Here is a 24,299-nt window from a genome sequence, read left to right on the forward strand (position 1 = left end):
TGATGTCAAAAATACGGTTCGCAGGACCGACGTCGCGCATCAACGAGGAGGCAGGCGATGGCCAGCTCTGGATCAGTGGGCGACACCGCCGATCGTCAACAGCACCGAGTGCGGGTGGCGATCGTCGGCGCCGGATTCGGCGGCCTCGGCACGGCTGCCACGCTCAAACGCGCCGGGCTCAACGACTTCGTCCTGCTGGAGCGCGCCTCGGAGGTCGGCGGCACCTGGGAGGTCAACACCTATCCGGGCGCGCAGTGCGACATCCCGTCGATCCTGTACTCGTTCTCCTTCGCGCCGAACCCGGAGTGGAGCCGGCTCTACCCGCTCCAGCCGGAGATCAAGGACTACCTCCGCCGCTGCGCCGAGGACTTCGACCTCGGCGGGCACCTGCGGATGGAGCACGAGGTGCTCGAAGCCGCCTGGGACGAGGACGAGCAGCACTGGAACGTGGTGACCGACAAGGGGACCTGGCAGGCGCAGGTCCTCGTCGGTGCCACCGGGCCGTTCAGCGAACCGTCCGTGCCGGACCTGCCGGGTCTGGAGAACTTCCAGGGCAAGGTCTTCCACACCGCCCAGTGGGACCACGAGCACGACCTCACCGGCGAACGAGTCGCGATCATCGGCACCGGTGCCTCCGGCGTCCAGATCATTCCCCGGGTGCAGCCGCTGGCCGGTGAGCTGACGGTCTTCCAACGCACGCCGACCTGGATCATGCCGCACCCCGATCGCCGCATGACCCGCTTCGAACGGCGGGTGTTCCAGCGATTCCCGGCGGTGCAACGGTTCGCGCGGGAATGCTTCGACCTGGTCCAGGAAGCGCTCGTCCCCGGTTTTGTGCACCGGCCCGGCCTGCTCAAGGGCATGGAGTGGCTCGGCCGCGCGCACCTGCGCCGCCAAGTCCGCGACCGCGAGCTGCGGGCCAAGCTCACGCCGAACTACTCCTTCGGCTGCAAGCGGCCCACGTTCTCCAACAAGTACTACCCGGCGCTGGCGAAACCGAACGTCGACGTGGTCACCTCCGGCATCACGGAAGTGCGGGAGAACGGGATCGTCACCGCCGACGGAACGCTGCACGAGCTCGACACGATCGTCATGGGCACCGGCTTCCGGATGACCGACAACCCCGTTTTCGACCGCGTGCGCGGAAAAGGAGGCCGCAGCCTCAACGACGTGTGGCAGGGCGACGCGCAAGCCCACCTGGGCACCACGATCAGCGGGTTCCCCAACTTCTTCTTCCTGCTCGGCCCGAACTCCGTCGTCTACACCTCGCAGGTCGTGACGATCGAAGCGCAGGTCGCCTACATCATGAGCTGCCTGCGCCAGATCGAGCAGCGGCGGCTGGCGAGCATCGACGTCAAACCCGAAGTGCAGCGCTCGTTCGCCGACGAGGTCGAGCACGGGCTGCGCAACTCGGTGTGGAACGTCGGGGGATGCAGCAGCTACTACCTCAACGACGCCGGGCGCAACTTCGTGTTCTACCCCGGGTTCAACCGGGCCTTCCGCTCCCGAACGCGCGAGGCCGAACTGGCCGACTACCACACCATCGGCGTTGCGGAGCAGCGCAGCGCGACATCCTCGACGAGTCAAAGGACGTCATGATGTTCCGATTTCCCCGAATCGGCAGGAATCCGGTCGTCGACCCGCGCGGCGCCCGCCGCTACACCGAAGAGGCCCACGTGATCGCGCCGCGCGACGTCGAGTTCTCCTGGGACGGGGTGCCGATGCACTACATCCCCGGTGAGCCGCTCGCCACGCACACCATCAACTTCATGCACCTGGTGCTGCCGGAAGGCGAGCGCGCGATGTCGAACGCGCTCGCCGAGGCGCTGCCGCTGATCAAGGATCCGCGGCTGCACGAGGAGGTCGTGGGCTTCGTCGGCCAAGAAGCCACGCACGCCTCATCGCACGAAGGCGCCCGCGAACACCTGTCCTCGATCGGGCTGAACACCGAGCCGATGACGCGGAAGCTGGAGTGGATGGTCGATCACGTCTTGGGCGACCGGGGGCTCAAGGGCCGCGCCAAGCACGCCTGGCTGTGCGAACGGCTGGGGATGTTCGCGGCGCTGGAGCACTACACCGCGGTGATCGGCGAGTGGCTGCTGAACGCGAAGGTGCTGGAGGAGAAGGGGATGCACCCGACGATGCTGGACCTGGTGCGCTGGCACGGCGCCGAAGAGGTCGAGCACCGCAACGTCGCCTTCGACGCGTTCATGTACGTCGACGGCAGCTACGCCCGGCGGGTGCGCACGGCGTTATTGGCGAGCTTCACGCTGCTGGTGCTGCTGCTGTCCTCGCTGAACTACCTGTTCAAGGCGGACCCGTCGAAGAACAAGGGCAGGTTCTGGTTCCTGCAGCTGATCAACGCGATGCGGCGGGGGGTCGTGCCGAACATCGCGCTGTTCGTCACCGAGATCCCGAAGTACCTGAACCCCCGGTTCCACCCGTCCCAGCTCGGAAGCATGGATACAGCGGTGCGCTACCTCGCGCAGTCCCCGGCCGCCAATGCCGGTGGCACGGCCTCCTGAGGGAAGACCATGACCATGATCAAGCAGGCGGACCGTTCCGGTCCCGAGTTCCGGCCAGGGCCGGTGCTGCGCGCGATCGGCGGGTTCAGCGCCGCGTACCGGCGGGTGTTCGCGGACAGCGGCGCGGCACCGCTGCTGTCGCGGCCGAATCCGGTGCGCCGCAGCGGATTCGACCTCGAACTCGTCGTCAACGAGGTGCGCCGGGAGGCGGCCGATGTCGTGAGCGTGACCCTGTCCGAGCCGGCGGGCGGCCGCCTGCCGAGCTGGGTTCCGGGTGCGCACGTCGACGTCTTCTTGCCCTCCGGCAAGCAGCGGCAGTACTCGTTGTGCGGTGACCCGGCGGACCGGTACCGGTATCGGATCGCGGTGCGCAGGCTCGCCGACGGGCTCGGCGGGTCGCGCGAGATCCACGACGAGCTCGCCACCGGCGACCGCATCACGATTCGCGGTCCGCGAAACGCTTTCCGGCTGATCGAAGCGGAGTCCTACCTGTTCGTCGCCGGCGGCATCGGGATCACGCCGATCCTGCCGATGGTGCGGGAATGCCATCGGCGCGGTGTTCCGTGGAAAATCGTCTACTTAGGACGATCGCGGGGCGCGCTGCCGTTCCTGGCCGAGCTGGCCCGCTACGACAGCGGCGTCGTCGAGGTCCGTCCGGACGACGAGTGCGGGTTGCCGGACATCGCGGCCATCCTGCCGGAAGCCGCACCCGGCGCGGCCGTCTACGTGTGCGGCCCGGCTCCGCTGATGACCACCGCACACGGCCTGATGCGCGAGATCAACCCGACCGGTTCGCTGCACACCGAGCGCTTCTCCGCGCTGCCGGTGCGCGGCGGAACACCGTTCGAGGTGCACCTGGAACGGACCGGGACCACCGTCTCGGTCCCGTCCGGCGAGTCCGCCCTGGCCGCGATCCGCCGGGAGCTGCCGGGCGTCGCCTACTCGTGCCAGCAGGGATTCTGCGGTACCTGCAAAGTCCGCGTGCTCGACGGGGAAGTGGAACACCGGGACAGGCTGCTGCTCGACGGCGAACGCGCGGAATCGATGCTGATCTGCGTGTCCCGCTCGGCGGGCGAGCGGCTCACCATCGACCTGTGATCAGTCCAATGTGGAATGGTGCTCATGACCCGCTGGTATCCGCTCGCCGAGTCGGACGACGACTTCCTGCGTTCGACAGGGATCCGCTTCGCGCACACCGTCGAAGTGCCGGTCCCGCCGGATCGCGTGTGGGAGGCGTTCAGCGCGGACGACGCGCTGGTTTCGTTCACCCGCGCGATCACCGGCGCGGACTGGACCTCGCCGCGACCGTTCGGGATCGGCACCACCCGGACCGTCACGGTCGGGCAAGGTGCTGCCGCGCTGCGGGAGCGGTTCTACCGCTGGGACGAGGGCAGCCGGATGACGTTCAGCGTCGAAGCCGCCAACCGGCCGGGGTTCCGGAGGTTCGCCGAAGACGTCGCGCTGGAACCGATCGACGGCGGGACGCGGTTCACCTGGACGTTCGCGGTGGAACCGGCGCCCTGGCTCGCTCCGGTGCTGAAGATGTCCCGCCCGTTGCTGCGAAAGGTGACGCGCGGCTGGGCCGACGGAGCCGCTCGCCGGGCGATCTCCGGTGCTGCCGGAGGCGCACGATGACGGCGACGCAGGAGGAGTTCGACGTGCTCAGCCAGGCCACCCGCGAAGTGGACGGTGCTGGTCTCGTGCGCGGCTCACGCCGGTGCTCCTGGAGTGCGGTGGCGAGCACGCGCTGATCGTCGATTCGGACGCCGGACCCGCTTCGCCGCTGGTCACGGCGTTGCGGCGCGGCGCGCGGGTGGGCCGGCTGATCCGCACGATCGTCCGGCTCCTGCGCGGAAGGCGCTGCGGAGACATCGTTCGATCGTCGTCAGCGGCGAAGCCCCTGAAGTTCCGCTACCCGGCCCGCTGCGCAGGCCATTCTGAAAGGACTCCTCAGGCGAATGTCCACAACGAGATCGCGCGTCCTGGCGACGCTCCGGGACTTGGGTGTTCCGCTGCCCGGCGGGGTTCGCTACGACGTCGCGGGCAAGGTCGTCGTGATCACCGGCGGTGCCGACGGGATCGGGTTCGCCCTCGCCCGCATCCTGCACGCCAAGGGAGCCGTGGTCGCGTTGATCGACGTCAACGCCTCGGCGCTCGACGCGGCCGAGTCCGCGCTGGGCGGGAAGCGGGTCGTGACGGCCACCGCCGATGTGCGCGACCGCGCCGCGATGGAGGCCGCCGTGCGGGGGATCGCCGCGGACGCGGGCGGCATCGACGTGGTCGTGGCCAACGCCGGGGTGACGCCACCGCCCGCGACGCTGCGCCAGATCGACCCGGCGGACTTCGACCGGGTCATCGACATCAACCTGACCGGCGTGTTCAACACCGTGCGCCCGGCCATCAACGAGGTGATCGCCCGCAACGGGCACATCGTGGTGGTGTCCTCGGCGGCGGCGTTCTCGCCCGCGCTCGGCGGCGCCGCGTACGTGGTGAGCAAGGCGGCGTCGGAGCAGCTGGGCCGCATCCTGCGCCTGGAACTCGCCGGGCATGGCGCCACCGCCGGAGTCGCGTACTTCGGCATCGTGGACACCGGCCTCGCGAAGTCCACTTTGGACGAAGACGATCTGGGTGCGGAGCTGAACTCGCGGCTGCCGCGGCCGTTGCGCCACCGCATCACCGCCATGCGCGCGGCGCGCTCGGTCGCTCTCGCGATCTCCCGCCGCGCGGGCAGCACCACGGTTCCCCGTGCTTGGCAGCCGTGGGGCCTGCTGCGCGGACTGCTCAACGTGCTCATCGACGGGGTTCTCGTCGCCGACGAGCGCAGCCACCGGTTCATCCGCGATCTTGAAGCCAGAACCGACCGCAGGGCAGCGGAGTCCACGAGCTCGGACTCGCCGGGCATTTCGGACTGAGCCGCGCAGCGGGTCGGGCAGCGGAAACTCAGCTGCTTCGCCGCTGACAGGACAACGATCGAAAGATCGATACCGCAAGGGCTCTTCGAGGAGGTTGGCATGACCGGCGAACCCGACACGTTGTGCGCGGCGTTCCAGCGCACCGCGGCCGTCGCTCCGGACGCCGTCGCGTTGCGCACCGTCGGCGACACCCAGACCGTGACCTGGCGCGACTACGCCGACCAGGTCCGCGAGGTCGCGGCCGGCTTCGCCGGGCTCGGGGTGCGGCGCGGCGACACGGTGGCGCTGATGATGGCAAACCGGATCGAGTTCTACCCGGTGGACGTCGGCGCCCTGCACGCGGGAGCCACCTCGTTCTCGATCTACAACACGCTCGCCCCGAGCGCGATCCGGCACGTGCTCGGCAACGCCGGTGCCGACGTGGTGGTCTGCGAAGCGCAGTACGTCGAGCGGATCCAGGACTCGGAGGTGCCGCTGTCGGCGATCGTGGTGGTCGACGCGGAACCGGGGGAGCAACCCGCGGGCACGATCACGTTGGCGGACCTGAAGAATCGGGCCGCACCGGACTTCGACTTCGACGCGACCTGGCGGGCCGTGCGGGCCGGCGACGTGGCCACGCTCATCTACACCTCCGGCACCACCGGAAACCCGAAGGGCGTCGAGTCCACCCACGAGGCGCTGATGTTCGAAACCCGCGCGGTGGCGCAGGTTCAGCCCGTCGAATTCGGTGACCGGATCACGTCGTTCCTGCCGTCCGCGCACATCGCGGACCGGCTGACCGCGCTGTACCTGCACCTGGTGCACGGCACCCAGATCACCGTGGTCGCCGACGCCCGGCGGATCGCCGCCGCGATCCCGGACTGCCTGCCGACGATCTGGGGCGCCGTGTCCCGCGTGTGGGAGAAGCTGAAGGCCGCCGTCGAGCTGGCCGTGGACCACGAACCGGACGAGCAGCGCCGCCGCACCCTGCAGTGGGCGCTGGAGGTCGGTCGCCGCCGGTTCGACACGTTGCGCTCCGGTGCGCCGGTCCCGCCGGAACTCGCCGCTGAACACGAGAAGGCCGAGGAAGTGCTCGCGTTGCTGCGCGCCCGGCTCGGCTTCGCCGAGTTGAAGTGGGCCATGTCCGGCGCCGCCCCGATCTCCCCGGAGACGCTGGCGTTCTTCGGCGCGCTCGGGCTGAAGATCTCCGAGGCGTGGGGCATGTCGGAGGTGACCTGCATCGCCAGCATGGCGCCCGCCGATCCGCTCAAGGTCGGCACCGTCGGCACGGTCGTGCCCGGCATGGAGATGAAGGTGGCCGCCGACGGCGAGCTGCTGCTGCGCGGGCCGCTGGTGATGAAGCGCTACCGAGGCGAACCGGCGAAGACCGCGGACGCGATCAGCCCGGACGGCTGGCTGTACACCGGTGACGTGGTGACGGTCGACGAGGACGGCTACATCACCGTCATCGACCGGAAGAAGGAGCTGATCATCAGCGCCACCGGCAAGAACATGTCCCCGGCGAACATCGAGAACGCCCTCGCGGCCGGTTCCCCGCTCATCGGTGCCGTCGCGGCGATCGGCGACGGCCGCCCGTACAACACCGCGCTGATCGTGCTCGACCCGGACGCGACGACGAACGTGGTCGGGACGCTGGGCGCGGAACCGTCGCGGCATCCGGACGTGGTCTCGCTGGTGTCGGCCGCGGTCGCGGCGGGCAACGCGAACCTGGCCCGCGTCGAGCAGGTCAAGCGGTTCCGCATCGTCACCGAGTTCTGGGAGCCGGGCGGCGACGAGCTCACCCTCACCATGAAGTTGCGCCGCAAGCCGATCGCGGAGAAGTACGCCGCCGGCATCGAAGCGCTCTACGCCGACCCGATGCCGGACGACGTGCACGAGCCCGCGGGACTCGCCGAGGCGGTGCGGAACTGAACCGGGTCTCGGCGCGTTCCCGCCTGCTCGCCGCCACGCTGCGGCGGACGCTCCGCCCCCTGATCGAACGGACTCCGGTCACCGCCGACTCCTTGCGGCGCGCTCGGCGGCTCACCGGAAGGCTGGGGCCGGTGCTCGGCCGGAACCCGTCCGGGACGACGGTGCGGCGGGTCCAGCTGCCCGAATGCCACGCGGATCTCGTCCGCACCACCCGCGTCACGGGGTCGCGGCGGGTGATCCTCTACTTGCACGGCGGGGGTTTCGTGCTGGGCTCGTCCCGGCTCTGGCGTGCGCACGTGGCGTGGTTGTCGGCGTTGGCCGGAGCGCCGGTGCTGGCGGTGAACTACCGGATCGTTCCCGAGCACCGCGTGCACGACGGCGTCGAGGACTGCCTCAGCGCCTACCGGTGGCTTCTGGAGCAGGGGCACGCCGGTGCCGACGTCGCGCTGGCCGGTGATTCCGCGGGGGCGAACCTGGCGTTCGCGGTCGCCCTGCGCGCACGGGAACGCGGCTGGCCGCGCCCGGCCGCGATCGCCGCGACGTCCCCGTGGCTCGACCTCGCCGCGACCGGACCGTCCTACGAGACGAACCGGCTGCTAGACCCGTTCCTGCCCGCGAAGGCCGCCGCCGACGTGGCGCGGATGTGCGCGCTCGGCGCGGAACTCAACGCCCCGGAGCTCTCACCCTGCTACGCGGACCTGCGCGAGCTGCCGCCGGTGCTGATCCAGGTCGGCTCGATCGACCTGCTCCGCAGCGACGGCGAACTCATGGCGCAACGCCTGGAGCAGGCGGGTGTGCCCTGCGAGCTGCGCGTATGGCACGGCCAGATGCACGCCTTCACCCTGCTCGCGGGAGTTCTGCCCGACGCGAAGGCGGCGCTGCGCGAGCTCGCGGATTTCGCCGCGAGCCACACCGGCGCCCGAGGATGAGCATCCGACGACGGTCCGGGCGCCGAGACGGTCGAGCGGTGCGGCACGTCTTTCCGCCGTCCGCAAGCGTTCGAGTCCTGATCGGACGTCGTTCTCCGAACGAGAACGGCCTCGACGACGTCGTCGCGCGCGAAGCCGCAGGAACCGCGGTGACGGGGATGGCGGTGGAGGCGGCGCAACGGCCGGCCCGGTCAATCGGCGTCTTGGGCGGCGAGGACGTTGGGGAACGTGGTGGTCAGGACGTGCAGGATGACGTCGGTGAGCATCACGTGCAGGTCGCTGCGGGAGAGCGTGCCCCGCACCAGCCATTCGCGGGAGGCTGCGCGGATCATGCTGCCGTAGGAGCGGATGATCGCGCGCAGCGTCTCGCGCCCCTCGGTGACCTCGGTCATCATCGCCGCCTCCAGCACACGATCGGCGGCGATCTCGTCACCTTCCGCGAGGATCTCCTCGACCTCCGGGTCGCGCCCGATGGCTTCGGGGCCGATCGCGGTCAGCCACATCTCCCGGTTGCGCTCCACCACGTCCAGCCAGCGGTCCACGCTGATGGCGAGGCGCTGCTCGACGGTGGTCTTGGGCAGGTGCTCGGTCACCGGCGCCGGGATGACCATCATCTGCCGCACCACTTCCAGGTACAGGCCGCGCTTGCCGCCGAAGTAGTGGTTGATGAGTCCCCGGGCGACTCCCGCCTCGTTGGCGAGGTCGGTGGTGGACACCGAGGAGTAGGTGCCGGTGCCGAACAGCCGCCGCGCCGCGGCCAGGATCTCCGCTTTCCGCTCGTCGGGATCGAGGCGCCGGCGCGGCGCCGAGGACTGCACGCTCATGCACGCCACCTTAACCGCTGGTCAACTACGGCACCGAATCGTCGAACGGGAACGGCCATGTGGATTGCTGCACAAGCGTTTCCGCTGTTGACAGGCGGATAGTTGGTGGTCATGTGGCCTCTCGGGATGGCCTGCGTGGGCGGTCGCCGCTCATCGGCTTCGCCGCTGACAAGACACGGCTCAAAAGATCACGGTCCGCTCAGGTCGGGCGGGTCGTGTTCTCGGTGAGCCAGGGGAGGAAGCCCGGCAGGTCGTTGGTGACGGTTCCGGGGAATCGCGGCGGCCTGCGCTCCAGGAACGACATGACGCCTTCCGCCGCGTCCTTGTTCGTCGGCAGGCCCGCGATCAGCCGGGAGTCGATCCGCGCCACGTCGTAGGGCGATTCCAGGGCGCTGAGCCGGTAGAGCATCTGGCGGATCACCGCGATCGACACCGGCGCGGTGTCGGCCGCGAGGTCACGGGCCAGCGCGTACGCCTCGTCGAGCACCTGCTCGGATTCGTGCAGGCCGTGCACCAGCCCGGCGCTCTGGGCCTCGGCGGCGTTGAAGATCCGGCCGCTGATCATCCAATCCAGCGCGGTGCCGAGGCCGACGAGTCGCGGCAGGAACCAGGTGGAGGCGCCCTCGGGGTAGATGCCGCGCCGGGAGAACACGAAGCCGAACCGCGAGTCGGTGGCGGCCAGCCGGTAGTCGCAGGCGAGCGTGATGCTGGCGCCCGCGCCGACGGCCGCTCCCCGGATCGCGGCGATGACCGGCTTGTTCATCGCGAAGATCCGCAGCGCGCAGCGGCCCGCGGGTTCCTGCCAGTCGTCCTGGTCCTCGGCGCCGTGCTCGCTGACGTCGAAGCCGCCCGCCGAGAGGTCGGCGCCGACGCAGAAGTCCTTGCCCTCGCCGGTGAACACGACGACGCGGACGTCCTCGTCCCGGTCCGCGCGGTCGAACGCGTCGGCCAGCTCGTCGGCCATCCGCAGCGTGTAGCCGTTGCGGGCTTGCGGGCGGTTCAGCGAAATCGTCGCGATCGGCCCGTCGATCCCGTAGCCGATGTCTTCGTAGCGGTCCACTTCCGCGCTCCATCCCTCGTCCGAAGTCCACAGGGTAGGGGCCGATTCGATTTATTGACAAGGTGTCAATATCGTCACCTCGGCCTCGCGGGCAGCGGCGCGTCGACGTCGCGCCGGGCGACCTTTCGGTACTACGTTCGGCCCGAAAGCGTTATATCTGGGGTGAACCGGTCGCGGAATCAACGACTAGAGGGGTCGGGTGTGGTAGTTCTCGACGTGATCCGCAGGCTGCTTCCTCTTCAGCTGGGGCGATCTGGATTCGAGCAATGTTGACAAGTCGACAATAAGTCATGAGGCTGGCGCTCAATCATCCGCCACGCACGTGGGGTTTTCCTGGCGTTCGGGTGACGGCGAAATCGAAGGCAAAGGGGCCTGCGATGAGTTCACTGGCGGCTCTGCGGCGACGCCTGCTGGGCTTGGCCTTGCTCATGGTCATCGTCCTGGCCGTGGCGGTGTGCATCGGCGCCTACCGCGGCGCTTTCACCCGCACCGTGGACGTCGTGCTACGCGCCGGATCGACCGGAAACCAGATCCTGCCCGAGGCGGACGTCAAGGTCCGCGGCATGATCGTCGGCCAGGTCCGCGAGGTGGCTCCCGCCGACGGCGGCGCGGAGATGCGGCTGGCGCTGGACCCGGACAAGGTCGACGAGATCCCCGCGAACGTGACCGCTCGGCTGCTGCCCAGGACCCTGTTCGGCGAGCGCTACGTTTCCCTGGAACTCCCCCCGGAACGGTCGGCGCGACACCTGGCCGCCGGGGACGTCATCGCCCAGGACCGCGCGAAGGGGTCGGTCGAACTGGAGCAGGTGCTCGCCGACACCATGCCGCTGCTGGAGGCGGTGCACCCGCAGGACTTGGCGGTGACCCTCAACGGGTTGAACCAGGCGCTCGACGGCCGCGGCGAGTCGCTGGGCGAGACGATCACGGCGCTCAACCGCTACGTCGCCGAGCTGAACCCTTCCGTGCCGCGGCTGCAGGAGAACCTCCGCCACGTGGTCGGCGTCGCCGAGACCTACGAGCAGGCCGCGCCGGACGTCCTGCGAGCGCTCAGCGACGTGAGCACGACGGCCCGGACGCTGACCGAGCAGCGCGCGAACCTCAGCGCGATGACCGCCCAGTTGACCACGACGTCCAACGACCTGACGGGATTCCTGGAGGCGAACTCGCAGGACCTGATCCGGCTGAACACCGCGTCCCGGCCGACGCTGGACGTGCTCGCGAAGTACTCGCCGCAGTACCCCTGCATGTTCGCGCAGAGCGCCGGGATCATTCCCAGGGTCAACGAACTGTTCGGCGTGGGCACCGACGAGCCGGGCGCGCACGTCACGCTGGAGATCACCCCCAACCGCGGGAAGTACCTGCCGGGCGAGGAACCGGAACTCGGCGACGAGCGCGGGCCGCGCTGCTACGACTTCGAGCACGCGCCGCAATACCCGCCGGACGGCCCGGTCCACGACGGCAGCGACCCGCCGCCCGCCGCCCGAACCGGGACCGAGGGCCTGCTGCCCGGTTCGACCACCCCGTCCTCGGCGTCCTCCGGCGGGTCCGCGCACGACCTCGGAATGGCGAACTCACCGGCGGAACGCGACCTGATCGCCGGAATTCTGGCGCCTGCCCCGAACGCGGGCGGCCAGGCCCCGCCGTCGTGGTCGAGCCTGCTGCTCGGCCCGGTCCTGCGCGACACTCAGGTCACGGTGCGGCCGCGCTGACCCGATCCGGTGGGGCGAGGTGGCTGAGCAGGCGCTCGTGCCGGAACTGGTAGAGCGCGCCGTGCGTGCGCAGCACCTGGCGGTCCCGGGCGTCCTCCAGGAATGCCGCGGTCCGCCACGGCAGCCTGCCCACCAGCGGCAGCCAGATTCGGCCGAACGCGATCCACTGGCCCCAGGCGGTGAAGCCGAGGGCGACCGAGATCCCGCCGCCGACCGAGCCCAGCACCGCGAGCCGCAGCCCCTCCACAACGCCCCAATCCAGCCGGAATCCCCACAGGAACCCGTCGGACACGGAGTACACCGCCGTCCCGACGAGGGCCACGACGATCCCGAACGTCAGGGCGAACACCCCGACGGTGCCCAGCGTGGTGCGCCTGTTCGACCGCAGCAGTTGGATCGGCTCGGCGGTCGCGCGCACATCGACGCGCGCCTCCAGGACCGAGAGCGCGCCCACGGCGACCAGGGCGCCCGCGCTGAACATGCCCGCGTACAGCACTCCTTCCACCCAGCCGCCCAAGAGGGCGTCGGGCTGGTGCTGCCAAGCGCGGAGCAGGCCCTCGGCGAACCTGGCGGCGAAGCCGAACGCCGCTCCCACCACGACCGCCAGCACCGCCCGGGCGACCAGCCAGCTCGTGTTGCGGGGGAGCCGCTGCTCGCCGGGGGCGGCCCGGAACAGCAGCCGCACTCGTGAGGGCTCCGGGATCCCCTTGCCGAGCAGTTGCGCGATCCAGTGGGCGGCGCCGAAGGTCACTCCGGCGATCACCCCGTTGAACGAGGCGTCCCGCAGGCACTCGCCCAGCGCCCGCAGCGGGGCGAAGCCGTGGGTGAGGTAGACCAGCCCGTGCACCACCGTCACGGAAGTGAAGATCACGAGCCCGCTGAGCAGCGCGATCACCAGCGTCCGGGTCCGGCTGCTCACCATCTCGCCGACCCGCCACCAGGCCAGCTCCTTGCCGTCCGAGTCCCGCAAGTGCCGGGCGAGGTGCCCGAGCCAGCGCTGCGGGCGCTGCTCGGGCCACGGCCGCTGCTGTCCCGCGGGCCAGCTCTCGGGTTCGTTCCGGTACACCGTGGGCAGGAATTCCTCCAGCAGATGCTCCTGCAGTGCGGCACTGGTGGGGAAGCGGGCGGTGTCGAGCAGTTCGTCGGGCTTGCGCTGGTTGCGGTAGACGCTGCGCGCCAGCGACATCATGAGCGGGTTGCGCAGCACTGCGGTGAGCTCGGCGCAGCCGGGTTCGTCCGGCGTCTCGCGCAACCGCCGCAGGATCGGCTCCCACGGGTCCGCGCCCGGGAAGGCGGTGGTGTCCGGGAGCGTCGCCGCGAGGTCGTCGCGGTCGAGTTCGGTGAGCACCACGACCTCCGCGTCGCGCAGCGCCGTTTCAGCTTGCAGTGCCTGCTGGTACGCGGGAGTGCGGCTGGTCAGCACGAACCGCCTGGGGTATTCGCCGAGGTGTCGCAGTGCCGCCGCGTGCAGCTCGTCGGGGATCTCGTCGAGGCCGTCGAGGACGGGCAGCACCTTTTCGTCCACCACCAGCTTCCGCGCGTCCGTCGTGCCGGCGGGCAGCGGGTAGTCCTTCGACAGCCGCTCGATCAGCCAGTCGTGCAAGGAGATGGCGCTCGGGTTCCACGAGCCCAGCGAGTACAGCACCGGCACCGGCCCGTTCGGTTCGCGACGCTTCAGCGTCGTGAGCACGAAACGCATGCACAGCACGGATTTCCCGACGCCCGCGTCGCCGAGCACCACCAGGCGGCGCGGGGAGATGTCCCGGTAGAACCGGGCGATGTCACGAGGATCGTCGCGGTCGGATTCGTTCTCGGGAACTTGCGCCGGAACCTGGTGCCACCGCATCGGCAGCTCCGGCAGGATGCGCCGCCTGCGCGCCTCGCGCTCCCACCGCTCACGCACCTCCAGGGCCAGTTCCCGCAGCAGCGGAGGGTCGTCCGGTGACTGCTGGTGGAAGTGGACCGAGCCGTCGACCTTGCCGAAGCTGTGCACGTCGCCGCCGACGGTCCCGCTGACCTCGTGGCGGATCGCGTTCCGCTCGTCCCGCTGCGGCATGGGCGCCCCCTCGACAAGCGTCTCCCGCACTCCGGAGATCACAAGATCCCACAATCCGGCTCCGAGGAACATCGATCGAGTCGTTCCCGCTGGAATCAGGGGATCACCTGAGCTGCGGCCGAGCCGTCGACCCGGGTGATCCCGTTGGGGGGCCGGTTCGGCGCCGACATCGACTTAAGGCAGTCGTCTGACTTATCTGCTAGCGTGGGTGAAGTCCCGAATGTTCGACCACAGGAGTCGTGGATGACCACCGCGGAGCCGAAGTCCTTCCCGTTCAGCAAACCGGAGCGGCTGGATCCGGAACCCCTGTTCGAGGAGTTGCGCAGGCAGCCGCTGATCCGGGTGCGGCTGCCCTACGGCGAACCCGGCTGGCTGGCCAGCCGTTACGAGGACGTCAAGCTCGTGCTCGGCGACAAGCGCTTCAGCCGCGCCGCCGGAGTCGGGCGCGACGAGGCGCGGATGCGTCCGATGCAGGGCGCCAGCGGCAACATCATGAGCATGGACCCGCCGGAGCACAGCCGATTGCGCCGGCTGGTCATGAAGGCGTTCACCCAGCGCCGGGTGGAAGCCCTGCGCCCGCGCGCGCAGGAGATCGCCGACGGCCTCGTCGACGGGATGGTCGAGCGGGGCGCACCCGCGGACCTGGTCGAGGACTTCGCGCTGCCGCTGCCGATCACCGTGATCTGCGAGCTGCTGGGCGTGCCCTACGAGGACCGCAAGGACTTCCGGGTGTGGTCGGACGCCTTCCTGTCCACGACCAAGTTCACCGTGGAGGAGGTCACCGAGTGCGTCGGCCTGCTGCGGGAGTACATGGCCCGGCTGATCGCCGAACGCCGCGAGAGCCGCCACGAGGACGGGCGCGACGACCTGCTCAGCGCGCTGGTCGCGGCCCGCGATGACGACGACCGCCTCACCGAGGACGAGATGCTCTCGCTCGCCGAGGCGATCCTGGTGGCCGGGCACGAGACGACCGCCTCGCAGATCCCGAACTTCGTCTACGTGCTGCTCCAGCACCCCGACCAGCTGGCGCGGCTGCGAGCCGACCCCGCGCTGGTCCCGCGCGCGGTGGAGGAGCTGCTGCGCTACGTCTCGCTCGGCAACGGCGCGGGCATCCCGCGCTACGCGCTGGAGGACGTCGAGCTGGGCGGCGTGACGGTCAAGGCGGGGGAGGCGGTGCTGCCGAGCACGGCCTCGGCGAACCGCGACGCGGCCGTCTACTCCGAGCCGGACGTGCTGGACCTGCTGCGCGAGGAGGCTTCCCACGTGGGATTCGGGCACGGCGCGCACCACTGCCTCGGTGCGCCGCTGGCCCGGATGGAGCTCCAGGTAGCCCTGGACACCCTGCTGCGCCGCCTGCCGGACCTGCGCCTGGCCGCAGGGGAGGACGGCGTCGAGTGGAAGGACGGCCTGTCCACCCGCAGCCCCGAGAAGATGCCGATCAGCTGGGCACCTGCGGGCCGCTGACGGATCACGTCCGGGCGCGGCGCGATCCGCGTCCGGACGTGCCGTCCCGATCCGGCTCGGAGCTCCCCGGCCGGGCGCGGTGCCGCTGCGCCAAGTGGTCTCTAAGCCGCGCGTGCCGGAACTGGTAGACCGAGCCGTGCGTGCGCAGCACGTCGAGCTCGTGGGCGTCTTGCAGGAAAGCGACCGTCCGCCAGGGCAAGCGTCTCGTCAGCGGCAGCCAGAACCTGCCGAACACGAGCCACTCGCCCCAGGCGGTGAAGCTGAGCGCGGCGCAGAGGCCGCCGCCGACCGTGCTCACCGCCGCGAACTGGATCGTCGCTGCGGTGTTCCAGCTGAGCGGGATGCCCCAGAGACTCCCGTGCAGCAGCGCGAACAGTGCGCTCCCGCTGAGTCCGACGACGGCGCCGAACGCCGGGCCGAAGATGACCAGCATGGTCAGCGTCGTGGCGCGGTTGCGCCGCAGCAGGCCGGTAGGGCTGGCGGTCGAGTCGATGTCGATGGGTGCTTCGAGTGTGGCGGCCACCCCGAACACCACTGCGGCTCCGGTCCCGTACATGACCGCGAACAGCACGCCGTCGGTCCACAAGGACGCCAGGTGCAGCGGGTTCTGCAGCCATGCCAGCAACAATCGCGAGCCGGCGCCGTTTCCGAAGCCGAATCCGACCCCGAGCAGGGCCGCCACACCGGCCCGCGTCGCGATCTTCTTGCCGGACCTTTGCGCCGACCCTCGTCCGCCGCGGATCGGCAGCCGCATCCGAGAGGGCTCCGTCCGCGCGGGTGTGACGACCAGCGCCGCCCCATAGGCGATGCCGAAACCGGCACCGGCCGGGACTGCGCTGAAGAGCCCGGTCTGCACGATCGTCGGCAGCGCATCGCCGAGTTCGTACCCGGACAGCAGGAAGACCGCTCCGCTCATGAGCGACACGGTCAGGAGAACGGCCAGCCCGGTCACGAACGCGATCACGAGGGCGCGGGAGACGCGGTACATGCTTCCGGAGATCTGCCACCAGGCGAGGTCCTGCGTGTCCTTGAGCCGCTGCAGGTGCCGCGCGAGCAGGGCCAGCCAGCGCTCGACGTGCGCCGGCTCCCAGCTGCAGGAGATCTTGGCGGAGTGCTTGCCCGGGCGCGGGTCGAAAACCGTGGGGACGAGGTTGGCCAGCAGGTGGTCTTCCAGCGCTGCTCGGGTGCCGAACCGATTCCTGTCCAGCAGTTCGTTCGGGTCGTTGCCGTACTGGTAGATGGTTCTGGCCAGCCAGACCATCAGCGGCGAACTCAGCGCCGCTGTGAGCCCTCGGCATCCGGCGGCGTCGGGATGTTCGCGCAGCACCGCCAGCACCGGGTCCCACGTGGTCGAGGTGCTGCCGTCGTGGTGCAACCGCTTCTTGGCGGTGCGCCACAAGTGGTCGGCGGCTTCGTCCGGAGTGAGTTCGTGCAGCTGCACCACGGTCGCTTTTCCCAGCGCTTTGGTGGTGTCCACCGCGTCCCCGTACTCCTCGGGGCGGCTCGTCAGCAGCATCGGTGCCTGGCGGTCGTCGATGGCTTCCAGCGCGATGCCGCGCAGGCCTTCCGCGATCTCGTCGAAGCCGTCGAGCACGGGCAGGACGTGACCGGCGCGGAACAGTTCGGCCGTGTCCGATTGCGGAAAGTCGCGGGCCAGCCGGTCGCGCATCCAGTCGTCGAGCTTGACAGCGGTGGGGTCCCACGAACCGAGGTTGAAGATGATCGGAACCGCTTCGTCGGGGTGGCGGGCATTCAACACGTCCAGCACGAATCGGGCGGCGAGGAACGTCTTGCCCGACCCGGCTTCGCCCAGCACCACCAGCCGCCCGTCCGGAGTGTTCCGGAAGACTTCCGTGATCCGGCTCAGCTCACCGGCCGGGTCCGGCGGTTCGTTCCCCTCGGGGTCGAGCATGTTCGCGCGGTGATCCGTCAGCGCTTCCGGTGCTTCCCGCCACTGCACCGGAATCGAAAATCGTGTGGGGCGCTCGTTCTTCCAGCGTTCGCGGACCACTGCCGCGAGCGCTCGGAGCGGTTCGACGTGCGCCCCCTGGGCGGGGTGGATGTGCTGGTGGATCGTGATGTCCCGGCTACGTCCCACCTGAATGACGTGGCGCGCGTTCGTGGCGGTGAGGTGCGTGCTCGCGGGCTCGGGACGAGGCGCCGGATCCGACATCCACGCCTCCTCGGGCAGTCACGTGCATGGCCGATCCCGGTGTGCTGAACGAACAAGATCCCACAACGCGGCGCGGCTGAACATCTTTCGCATGCAAATGATCGGCGAAAAACGGGCCATGTCAACGAATTCGCTGAAACGGCATATTCCGCAGTTGCTTTCGTCGATCACCGAGACGCGAATCGGAAGGTTTTCGTCGCAATCACCCGAGTGGCAGATGTTTTCGAGAACATGTTCCTGCTGTGCTGTTCCGCGATCCGCCTGGGGAGGCGGAATCGACATCAGACGGGGGAACCTGATGAAAGCACTTCTGCGGGCGGTACCGCGCGGCTGGGTGGCCGCACTGGTCGGGATCACCGCCATGTCCGGGCTGTCGGCGTCGACCGCGGTGGCCGCGGAACAGCCGCCGCACTTCGACGACGGCAACGGCATCACCGTGGTCGCTCAACCGCAATGGGTCGACGAGGAGCAGCGCACCTTCAAGCTCACCGTCCGCTCCGACCAAGTGCCGGAGCATCCCGCGATGCAGGAGCAGGTCTCCGGTGAGCACGTCATCCTGGTCACCTTGCCCGCCGAGTACGACGGCACCACTCGCTACCCGGTGAACTACTCGCTGCACGGCGCGCCCGACCGGCCGGACTCGCTGCTGAACAAGCTCATCAACGAGCGGGCGACCGAGGACGTCCCGCTGATCACCGTGACGCCCAACGGCGGCGGGCGCGGCTGGTACTCGAACTGGGTGAGTCCCGGTTCGTCCGGGGAGCAGAACTGGGAGACCTTCCACCTCGACCAGGTGATCCCGCTGATCGACGCCAACTTGAAGACCATTCCCTCTCGCGCGGGCAGGGCGATCACCGGGCATTCCATGGGCGGCTTCGGCGCGTTCCACTACGCCCAGCACCGGCCGGAGCTGTTCAGCTACGTCGGCAGCTTCTCCGGGGACCTGGACCTGCTGAACCCGGAGATGCGCGCGGCCATCACCGCATCCACGAAGTGGCCTGCCGCGGGAACTCCGCTGGATCCGCCCGATGCCATCTTCGGCTCGCCGGTGTGGCCGCTCGACGGCATCTGGAACGCGCAAAGCCCCGCGCAGCACGTGGAATCGTTGCGCGGCATGGGAGTCGCCATCTACGCGGGCAACGGTGGCAACCTGCTGGACAACACGGTGCAAGCGGTCGCGGAGCACCGAGTCCGGGAGACGGCCGTGGTCGCCTCGGCGAACCTCAAGGCCGCGGGCATCCCGCACGAGTTCGTCGACTACGGCGACGGCACCGGCTGGGGCGAAGGCTGCAACGGCAAGCACGCGCAGTACCCGTGCCTCCAGGCCGACATGAACCACTACGTCGACCTGATCATGGAACGCCTCCAGCATCCTTGACCCGAGGTGAATGTCCTTCGCTCGTGAGGACGGGCTGAGGAGTCATTGCGGAATGGTCTTGATCCGTGTCTTGTCAGCGGCGAAAGCCGCTGAGCAGTGACCAGCTTGAGCAGGTCGACCGCCGGCGGGTTCGCGACGGCTTCCTCGCGAGGACAGCGATTTCGCTGTGGGTGAGAATTCGATCCCGCAGCGAGGAAGCCGCTGAGGTTCCGCTGAGCGACCCGCCACGCAGCCCATCCTGCAAGGGAGCCCAAAGGGGAAATTCGCCTCGCGAACTCACACCAGGAAGTGGAAGAGCGGGCTGTCCGGGGGGACGGGCTGGATGCGGTGCGGGATCGCGTCCATGCGCTTGAGCATCGGGTCGAGGTTGTCGGGGGCGCCGAGTTCGATGCCGACCAGTGCGGGGCCGGTCTCGCGGTTGTTGCGCTTGACGTACTCGAACAACGCGATGTCGTCGTCGGGGCCGAGCACGTCGTCCAGGAAACGCCGCAGCGCGCCCGGTTCCTGCGGGAACTCCACGAGGAAGTAGTGCTTGCGGCCCTCGAAGACCAGCGCCCGCTCCACGATCTCGGCGTAGCGGCTGACGTCGTTGTTGCCGCCGGAGAGCAGGCAGACCACCGTCGAGTCCGGCGCCAAGCCGAGCTCCTGGGCGAGCGCGGCGGGCGACAGCGCACCCGCGGGCTCGCTGATGATGCCGTCGTTCTGGTACAGGTCGAGGATCTCGACGCAGATCTGCCCTTCCGGCACGGAAACCAGGTCCGGTGGGTTCACCGCCGCGATCGCGTGCGGGTTCCGGCCGACGACGCGCACCGCCGCCCCGTCCACGAACGGATCCAGATCGTCCACAGGGGACGGTTCGCCGCGGTCGAGTGCGAGCGCCATGCTCGCCGCGCCCTGCGGCTCCGCCCCGATGACGCGGACCTCCGGGTGCGTCTCCCGCAGCCACGAGAGGGTGCCCGCGAGCAGGCCGCCACCGCCGACGGGCACGATCACCGCGTCGGGTGCCCCGCCGAGCTGCTCGACGACCTCCCGGATCACGGTGCCCTGCCCGGCGATGGTGCGCGGGTCGTCGAACGCCGGGATCAGCGTCATGCCGGTCTCCGCCGCGTGCGCGCGGGCCGTGGCGTCGGCGTCGTCGTAGGTGTCGCCGTGCACGATGACCTCGACGTGACGGCCGCCGAACCGGGCCACCCGCTGCCGCTTCTGCCGGGGCGTGGTGCGCGGCAGGTACACCCGCGCGGTCACGCCCAGCGCCTCGCAGGCGAACGCCACGCCTTGGGCGTGGTTGCCGGCGCTGGCGCACACGACGCCGCGTTCGCGCTGCTCAGGGGACAGCTGGGCGATGAAGTTGTACGCGCCGCGGACCTTGTAGGACCGAACCGGGGTGAGGTCCTCGCGCTTGATCCACACGTCGAGCCCGTGGCGAGCGGACAGCCGCTCGTTGCGGTGCAGCGGGGTCGTGGGGATCGCTGCGGCGAAGCGCTCGGCTGCGGCGTCCACGTCGGCGGCGCCCACGGAGCTAGACGACACGGCGTTGACCTCCTGGCATCTGGTTCTGGGAAATGGGAACGCAAGACGAGCATGCGCCACCGCCCACCCGGCCCATTTGGCGGGGTGGCCGGTAGCCACCCGACCCCGGCACGGAACGAGCCCCCACCCACCCGGGCAGGGGCTCGTTCACCACCGCGAACTCGGTCAGCCTGATCCTTCGATCGGTATCCCGTCAGCCACGAAGCCGTGCCTAGCCGCCGCAGGCCGAGCCTCGCGCGAAGCCGAGTCCTTACGGCCGAAGGCCGTGCTTTGCGGCGGAGCCGTGCCTGTATGTGCGAAGCACATAGCCCACGTCAAGAAGCCGACCACCGGCGGGTTCTCAGTGAGCCTCTCGCGAGGACGGCATTTTCCCTCGTGGCGGAGCCACTCGGGAAAAAGATCTTGCAGCGAGAGGCTCACTGAGGTTCCGCCACCCGACCACCTATTCAGGCCACCACGAAGAAACTCACACGACGTCAAACCGGTCCAGGTTCATGACCTTGGTCCATGCTGTGACGAAGTCGTGGACGAACTTCTCCTGGGCGTCGGCGGCCGCGTACACCTCGGCGACGGCCCGCAGTTCGGAGTTCGAGCCGAACACCAGGTCGACGCGGCTGCCGGTCCGGGCCTGCCCGGAGCCGTCGGTGCCTTCGAACGCCGTCGAGGCCTCGTCGGCCGGCTTCCAGGTCGTGCCCAGGTCGAGCAGGTTGACGAAGAAGTCGTTCGTCAGCGTGCCCGGCCGGTCGGTGAGCACGCCCTGCTGCGACTGCCCGTGGTTCACGTCGAGCACCCGCAGGCCGCCGATGAGGACGGTCAGCTCCGGTGTGCTCAGGGTGAGCAGGTTCGCCCGGTCGATGAGCTGGTACTCGGCGGGCAGCGGCGAGCCCTTGCCGAGGTAGTTGCGGAACCCGTCGGTGGCAGGCTCGAGGTGCGAGAAGGACTCGACGTCGGTCTGCTCGGCGGTGGCGTCGCCGCGACCGGGCGTGAACGGGACCTCGATGTCGAACCCGGCGGCCTTCGCGGCCTGCTCGACGCCGACGCCGCCGGCCAGCACGACCAGGTCGGCGAAGGTGACCTTCTTGGCGCCGGACCGGGCGTTGAAGGACTCCTGGATGCCTTCCAGCGCGCTGATCACGGTCGCGAGCGCCTCGGGCTCGTTAACCTCCCAGCTGCGCTGCGGTTCGAGGCGGATGCGGCCGCCGTTGGCGCCGCCGCGCTTGTCACTGCCCCGGAACGTGGACGCCGAAGCCCACGCCGTGGACACCAGCTGCCGCACGGTGAGCCCGGAGGCGGCGATCTCGCCCTTGAGCGCGGCGATCTCGGCGTCGCCGATGAGCTCGTGGTCCGGCTTGGTGATCGGGTCCTGCCAGATCAGTTCCTCGGACGGGACCTCGGGGCCGACGTAGCGGTCGACGGGACCCATGTCGCGGTGGGTCAGCTTGAACCAGGCGCGGGCGAAGGCGTCCGCGAACTCCGCCGGGTTCTCCCAGAACCGCCGCGAGATCGGCTCGTAGATCGGGTCCAGCTTGAGCGAGAGGTCGGTGGTGAGCATGTTCGGCGCGATCTTCTTGGACGCGTCGTGGGCGTCGGGCACGGTGCCGTCACCGGCGCCGTCCTTCGGCTTCCACTGCCAGCCGCCGCCGGGACCCTGGTAGAGCTCCCACTCGTAGCCGAAGAGGTTCCCGAAGAAGCCGTTGCCCCACTCGGTCGGCGTGGAGGTCCAGGTGACTTCCAGGCCGCTGGTGATGGCGTCGGCGCCCTTGCCGGTGCCGTGCTCGCTGATCCAGCCGAGGCCCTGCGCCTCCAGCGGGGCGGCTTCCGGGTTCGGGCCGAGGTTCGAGTCGGGGGCGGCACCGTGGGTCTTGCCGAAGGTGTGCCCACCGGCGATCAGCGCGACGGTCTCCTCGTCGTTCATCGCCATACGGCCGAACGTTTCGCGGATGTCGCGCGCGGCCGCGATCGGGTCCGGCTTGCCCTCGGGGCCTTCCGGGTTCACGTAGATGAGGCCCATGTGGGTGGCGCCGAGCGGCTGCTCCAGGTTCCGCTCTTCACCGCCGGAGATGCGCTGGTCGCTGCCGAGCCAGGTGGTCTCGGCACCCCAGTACACGTCCTCCTCGGGCTCCCAGCCGTCGATGCGGCCACCGGCGAAGCCGAAGGTCTCGAAGCCCATCGACTCCAGCGCCACGTTGCCGGTGAGCACCAGCAGGTCCGCCCAGGACAGCTTGCGGCCGTACTTCTGCTTGACGGGCCACAGCAGGCGGCGGGCCTTGTCCAGGCTGACGTTGTCCGGCCAGCTGTTCAGCGGCGCGAACCGCTGCTGCCCGGAACCGGCACCGCCCCGGCCGTCGCTGACCCGGTAGGTGCCCGCGCTGTGCCAGGCCATCCGAATCATCAGCGGGCCGTAGTGCCCGAAGTCGGCGGGCCACCAGTCCTGCGAGGTGGTCAGGACGTCCTGGATGTCCTGCTTCACGGCGGGCAGGTCCAGCGTCTTGAACTCGGCGGCGTAGTCGAAGTCCGCGCCGAACGGGTCGGCGACCGCGGGGTTCTTCGCCAGGAGCTTCAGGTTGAGCCGGTTCGGCCACCAGACGTCGTTGCTGTTGCCCTGGGTGGGGTGGGGGATGCGGCCGCCGTGGGCGACGGGGCAGCCGCCGGTCTCGGTGTCAGCGCTGTCAGTCACCGGGAGTCCTTTCGGGATCAGTGCGTTGTTCGGGATCAGAAGTGGAGCAGGAGGGGCAGGTTCCCCAGTAGATGACCTCGGCTTCGTCGATCGCGAAGCCGTGACCGTGGGAGGCGCTCAAGCAGGGAGCCGCGCCCGCCGCGCAGTCCACGTCGGCGATGACTCCGCATGATCGGCACACCACGTGGTGGTGGTTGTCCCCGACTCGTGCCTCGTAGCGAGCCACCGAGCCCATCGGCTGGATCCGGCGGAGCAGTCCCGCTCCCGTCAACGCGCGCAGCACGTCGTAGACGGCCTGGTGCGAGACCTTCGGGAGCCGTCCGCGGACCGCTTCGATGATGGAGTCGGTGCCGGCGTGGGGGAGTTCGTGCACTGCGGACAGCACGGCCATGCGAGGGCGGGTCACGCGCAGATCCGCCTCGCGCAGCATCCGCTCGAGGTCCGCGGTCGTCCTGGGCACGTGCAGCATTGTGATCAATGATCTGGAATGAATCAAGATTCCCGGCGAGCTTTCTCGTGTGGCACTCACGATGTGAGATCACGTCGCCGGTCGGGTGTTGAGCGAGCTCAGGCTCGTGGCCGGGGGTGCCGTCGTCTCACCGGTGCCCGCGCTGATCCCGTTCCTCGTGCAGGGCCTCGTCCAGCGCCCGGAGCGCGCCGGAGGCCGCCTCGATCGCGGCGACGTGCTCGTCGCTGAGCAGGTCCATCGCGTTCCGCACGGTGCCGGACCAGCGGGTGTCGATGGATTCCCGCGCGGACGTCGACTTCTCGGTCGGCGCCAGCTTGGTGACCCGCCGGTCGGACGGGTCGCTCTCGCGGGCGACGAGGCCGCGCCCGATCAGGCCGCGCACGGCCGCGCTGACGTTGCTGTGCCGCATGCCCAGCCGCCCGGCCAGTTCCGACACCGTGATGCCCGGTGAGCCCAGGACCTGCTTGACCACGGCGAGTTCGGTGTTCGGCAACGGGTCGAGGCTCGCGACCTCGGGGACCAGCCGGTGGATGGTCCAGGCCAGGTCGCGCAGCGCGGTCGGCAGTTCGCTCGGGTCCGCCGATGCTTCGTCCTCGGTTCTGCGGGGCGCCATTTATATATTTTGACATACATATGAAAACATAAATAATCTGCCGGAGACCCGCCTCCTCCTGGGAAGAAC

At 69.6% G+C, this 24,299-nt stretch carries 19 protein-coding genes; 10 read left to right on the forward strand and 9 right to left on the reverse strand.

Translation table 11 applies throughout. The features are described from left to right. Positions 1–57: 57 nt before the first annotated feature. The 7 genes from H2Q94_RS08250 (at position 58) to H2Q94_RS08280 (ending at position 8,277) form a co-directional block, all read left to right on the forward strand. On the forward strand, positions 58–1,599 hold the full coding sequence (locus H2Q94_RS08250; protein WP_243793763.1) for a flavin-containing monooxygenase: 1,542 nt from the start codon (positions 58–60) through the stop codon (positions 1,597–1,599). Further along, a complete protein-coding gene (locus H2Q94_RS08255) occupies positions 1,596–2,525 on the forward strand; it encodes a metal-dependent hydrolase (protein ID WP_309501136.1) in 930 nt (309 codons plus the stop codon). The genes H2Q94_RS08250 and H2Q94_RS08255 overlap by 4 nt, the downstream gene beginning before the upstream one ends. 9 nt (positions 2,526–2,534) lie before the next feature. Beyond that, positions 2,535–3,623, forward strand: coding sequence for a PDR/VanB family oxidoreductase (locus tag H2Q94_RS08260; protein WP_243793764.1), 1,089 nt, complete (start codon positions 2,535–2,537; stop codon positions 3,621–3,623). A 15-nt stretch (positions 3,624–3,638) separates the two neighbouring features. Continuing rightward, positions 3,639–4,160, forward strand: a complete 522-nt coding sequence (locus tag H2Q94_RS08265; protein WP_243793765.1) for an SRPBCC family protein — start codon at positions 3,639–3,641, stop codon at positions 4,158–4,160. A 323-nt stretch (positions 4,161–4,483) separates the two neighbouring features. Beyond that, complete coding sequence (locus tag H2Q94_RS08270; RefSeq protein ID WP_243793766.1) at positions 4,484–5,437, forward strand: short-chain dehydrogenase/reductase; 954 nt, start codon at positions 4,484–4,486, stop codon at positions 5,435–5,437. Positions 5,438–5,536: 99 nt separating this feature from the next. Beyond that, positions 5,537–7,348 carry a fatty acid--CoA ligase FadD11 gene (gene fadD11 / locus H2Q94_RS08275; protein ID WP_243793767.1) on the forward strand — a complete coding sequence of 604 codons (1,812 nt, stop codon included), beginning with the start codon at positions 5,537–5,539 and terminating at the stop codon, positions 7,346–7,348. 92 nt (positions 7,349–7,440) lie between these two features. After that, a complete protein-coding gene (locus H2Q94_RS08280; RefSeq protein ID WP_243793768.1) occupies positions 7,441–8,277 on the forward strand; it encodes an alpha/beta hydrolase in 837 nt (278 codons plus the stop codon). A 191-nt stretch (positions 8,278–8,468) separates the two neighbouring features. Here H2Q94_RS08280 and H2Q94_RS08285 read toward each other — a convergent pair whose 3' ends face one another. Both H2Q94_RS08285 and H2Q94_RS08290 read right to left on the reverse strand, forming a co-directional pair. Then, on the reverse strand, positions 8,469–9,101 hold the full coding sequence (locus H2Q94_RS08285) for a TetR/AcrR family transcriptional regulator (RefSeq protein ID WP_243793769.1): 633 nt from the start codon (positions 9,099–9,101) through the stop codon (positions 8,469–8,471). Between the two features lie 199 nt (positions 9,102–9,300). Continuing rightward, a complete protein-coding gene (locus H2Q94_RS08290) occupies positions 9,301–10,161 on the reverse strand; it encodes an enoyl-CoA hydratase-related protein (RefSeq protein ID WP_243793770.1) in 861 nt (286 codons plus the stop codon). A 377-nt stretch (positions 10,162–10,538) separates the two neighbouring features. On the opposite strand from H2Q94_RS08290, the gene H2Q94_RS08295 reads away from it, so the two are divergent. Beyond that, on the forward strand, positions 10,539–11,870 hold the full coding sequence (locus H2Q94_RS08295; RefSeq protein WP_243793771.1) for an MCE family protein: 1,332 nt from the start codon (positions 10,539–10,541) through the stop codon (positions 11,868–11,870). On the opposite strand, the gene H2Q94_RS08300 is transcribed toward H2Q94_RS08295, so the two are convergent. After that, entirely contained in the window at positions 11,851–13,998 is a 2,148-nt protein-coding gene (locus H2Q94_RS08300) for an NACHT domain-containing protein (protein ID WP_243793772.1), read from the reverse strand. The genes H2Q94_RS08295 and H2Q94_RS08300 overlap by 20 nt on opposite strands. A 171-nt stretch (positions 13,999–14,169) precedes the next feature. Here H2Q94_RS08300 and H2Q94_RS08305 point away from each other — a divergent pair, with 171 nt between their 5' ends. Further along, positions 14,170–15,390, forward strand: coding sequence for a cytochrome P450 (locus tag H2Q94_RS08305; RefSeq protein ID WP_243793773.1), 1,221 nt, complete (start codon positions 14,170–14,172; stop codon positions 15,388–15,390). Between the two features lie 4 nt (positions 15,391–15,394). Here the strand turns inward: H2Q94_RS08305 and H2Q94_RS08310 are convergent, their stop codons facing one another. Together H2Q94_RS08310 and H2Q94_RS08315 are read right to left on the reverse strand one after the other, a co-directional pair. Then, the gene (locus tag H2Q94_RS08310; protein ID WP_243793774.1) at positions 15,395–17,563 is read right to left on the reverse strand and encodes an NACHT domain-containing protein; all 2,169 of its coding nucleotides are present in this window, start codon (positions 17,561–17,563) and stop codon (positions 15,395–15,397) included. 18 nt (positions 17,564–17,581) lie between these two features. Next, complete coding sequence (locus tag H2Q94_RS08315) at positions 17,582–17,845, reverse strand: hypothetical protein (protein WP_243793775.1); 264 nt, start codon at positions 17,843–17,845, stop codon at positions 17,582–17,584. 16 nt (positions 17,846–17,861) lie between these two features. On the opposite strand from H2Q94_RS08315, the gene H2Q94_RS08320 reads away from it, so the two are divergent. Beyond that, positions 17,862–18,941 carry an alpha/beta hydrolase gene (locus tag H2Q94_RS08320; RefSeq protein ID WP_243793776.1) on the forward strand — a complete coding sequence of 360 codons (1,080 nt, stop codon included), beginning with the start codon at positions 17,862–17,864 and terminating at the stop codon, positions 18,939–18,941. Between the two features lie 276 nt (positions 18,942–19,217). Here the strand turns inward: H2Q94_RS08320 and ilvA are convergent, their stop codons facing one another. From ilvA to H2Q94_RS08340, 4 genes are all read right to left on the reverse strand, one after another. Then, positions 19,218–20,471 (reverse strand): threonine ammonia-lyase IlvA, encoded by a 1,254-nt coding sequence (gene ilvA, locus H2Q94_RS08325; protein ID WP_243793777.1) that lies wholly within the window; start codon positions 20,469–20,471, stop codon positions 19,218–19,220. A gap of 466 nt (positions 20,472–20,937) precedes the next feature. After that, entirely contained in the window at positions 20,938–23,148 is a 2,211-nt protein-coding gene (katG, locus tag H2Q94_RS08330) for a catalase/peroxidase HPI (protein ID WP_243793778.1), read from the reverse strand. Continuing rightward, positions 23,141–23,578: a Fur family transcriptional regulator gene (locus tag H2Q94_RS08335; RefSeq protein WP_243795611.1), complete on the reverse strand. Its 438-nt coding sequence runs from the start codon at positions 23,576–23,578 to the stop codon at positions 23,141–23,143. The genes katG and H2Q94_RS08335 overlap by 8 nt, the downstream gene beginning before the upstream one ends. Before the next feature lie 166 nt (positions 23,579–23,744). Further along, complete coding sequence (locus tag H2Q94_RS08340) at positions 23,745–24,230, reverse strand: MarR family winged helix-turn-helix transcriptional regulator (RefSeq protein ID WP_243793779.1); 486 nt, start codon at positions 24,228–24,230, stop codon at positions 23,745–23,747. Positions 24,231–24,299 lie beyond the last annotated feature (69 nt).

This window comes from Saccharopolyspora gloriosae, from assembly GCF_022828475.1.
Taxonomy (GTDB): Bacteria; Actinomycetota; Actinomycetes; order Mycobacteriales; family Pseudonocardiaceae; genus Saccharopolyspora_C; species Saccharopolyspora_C gloriosae_A.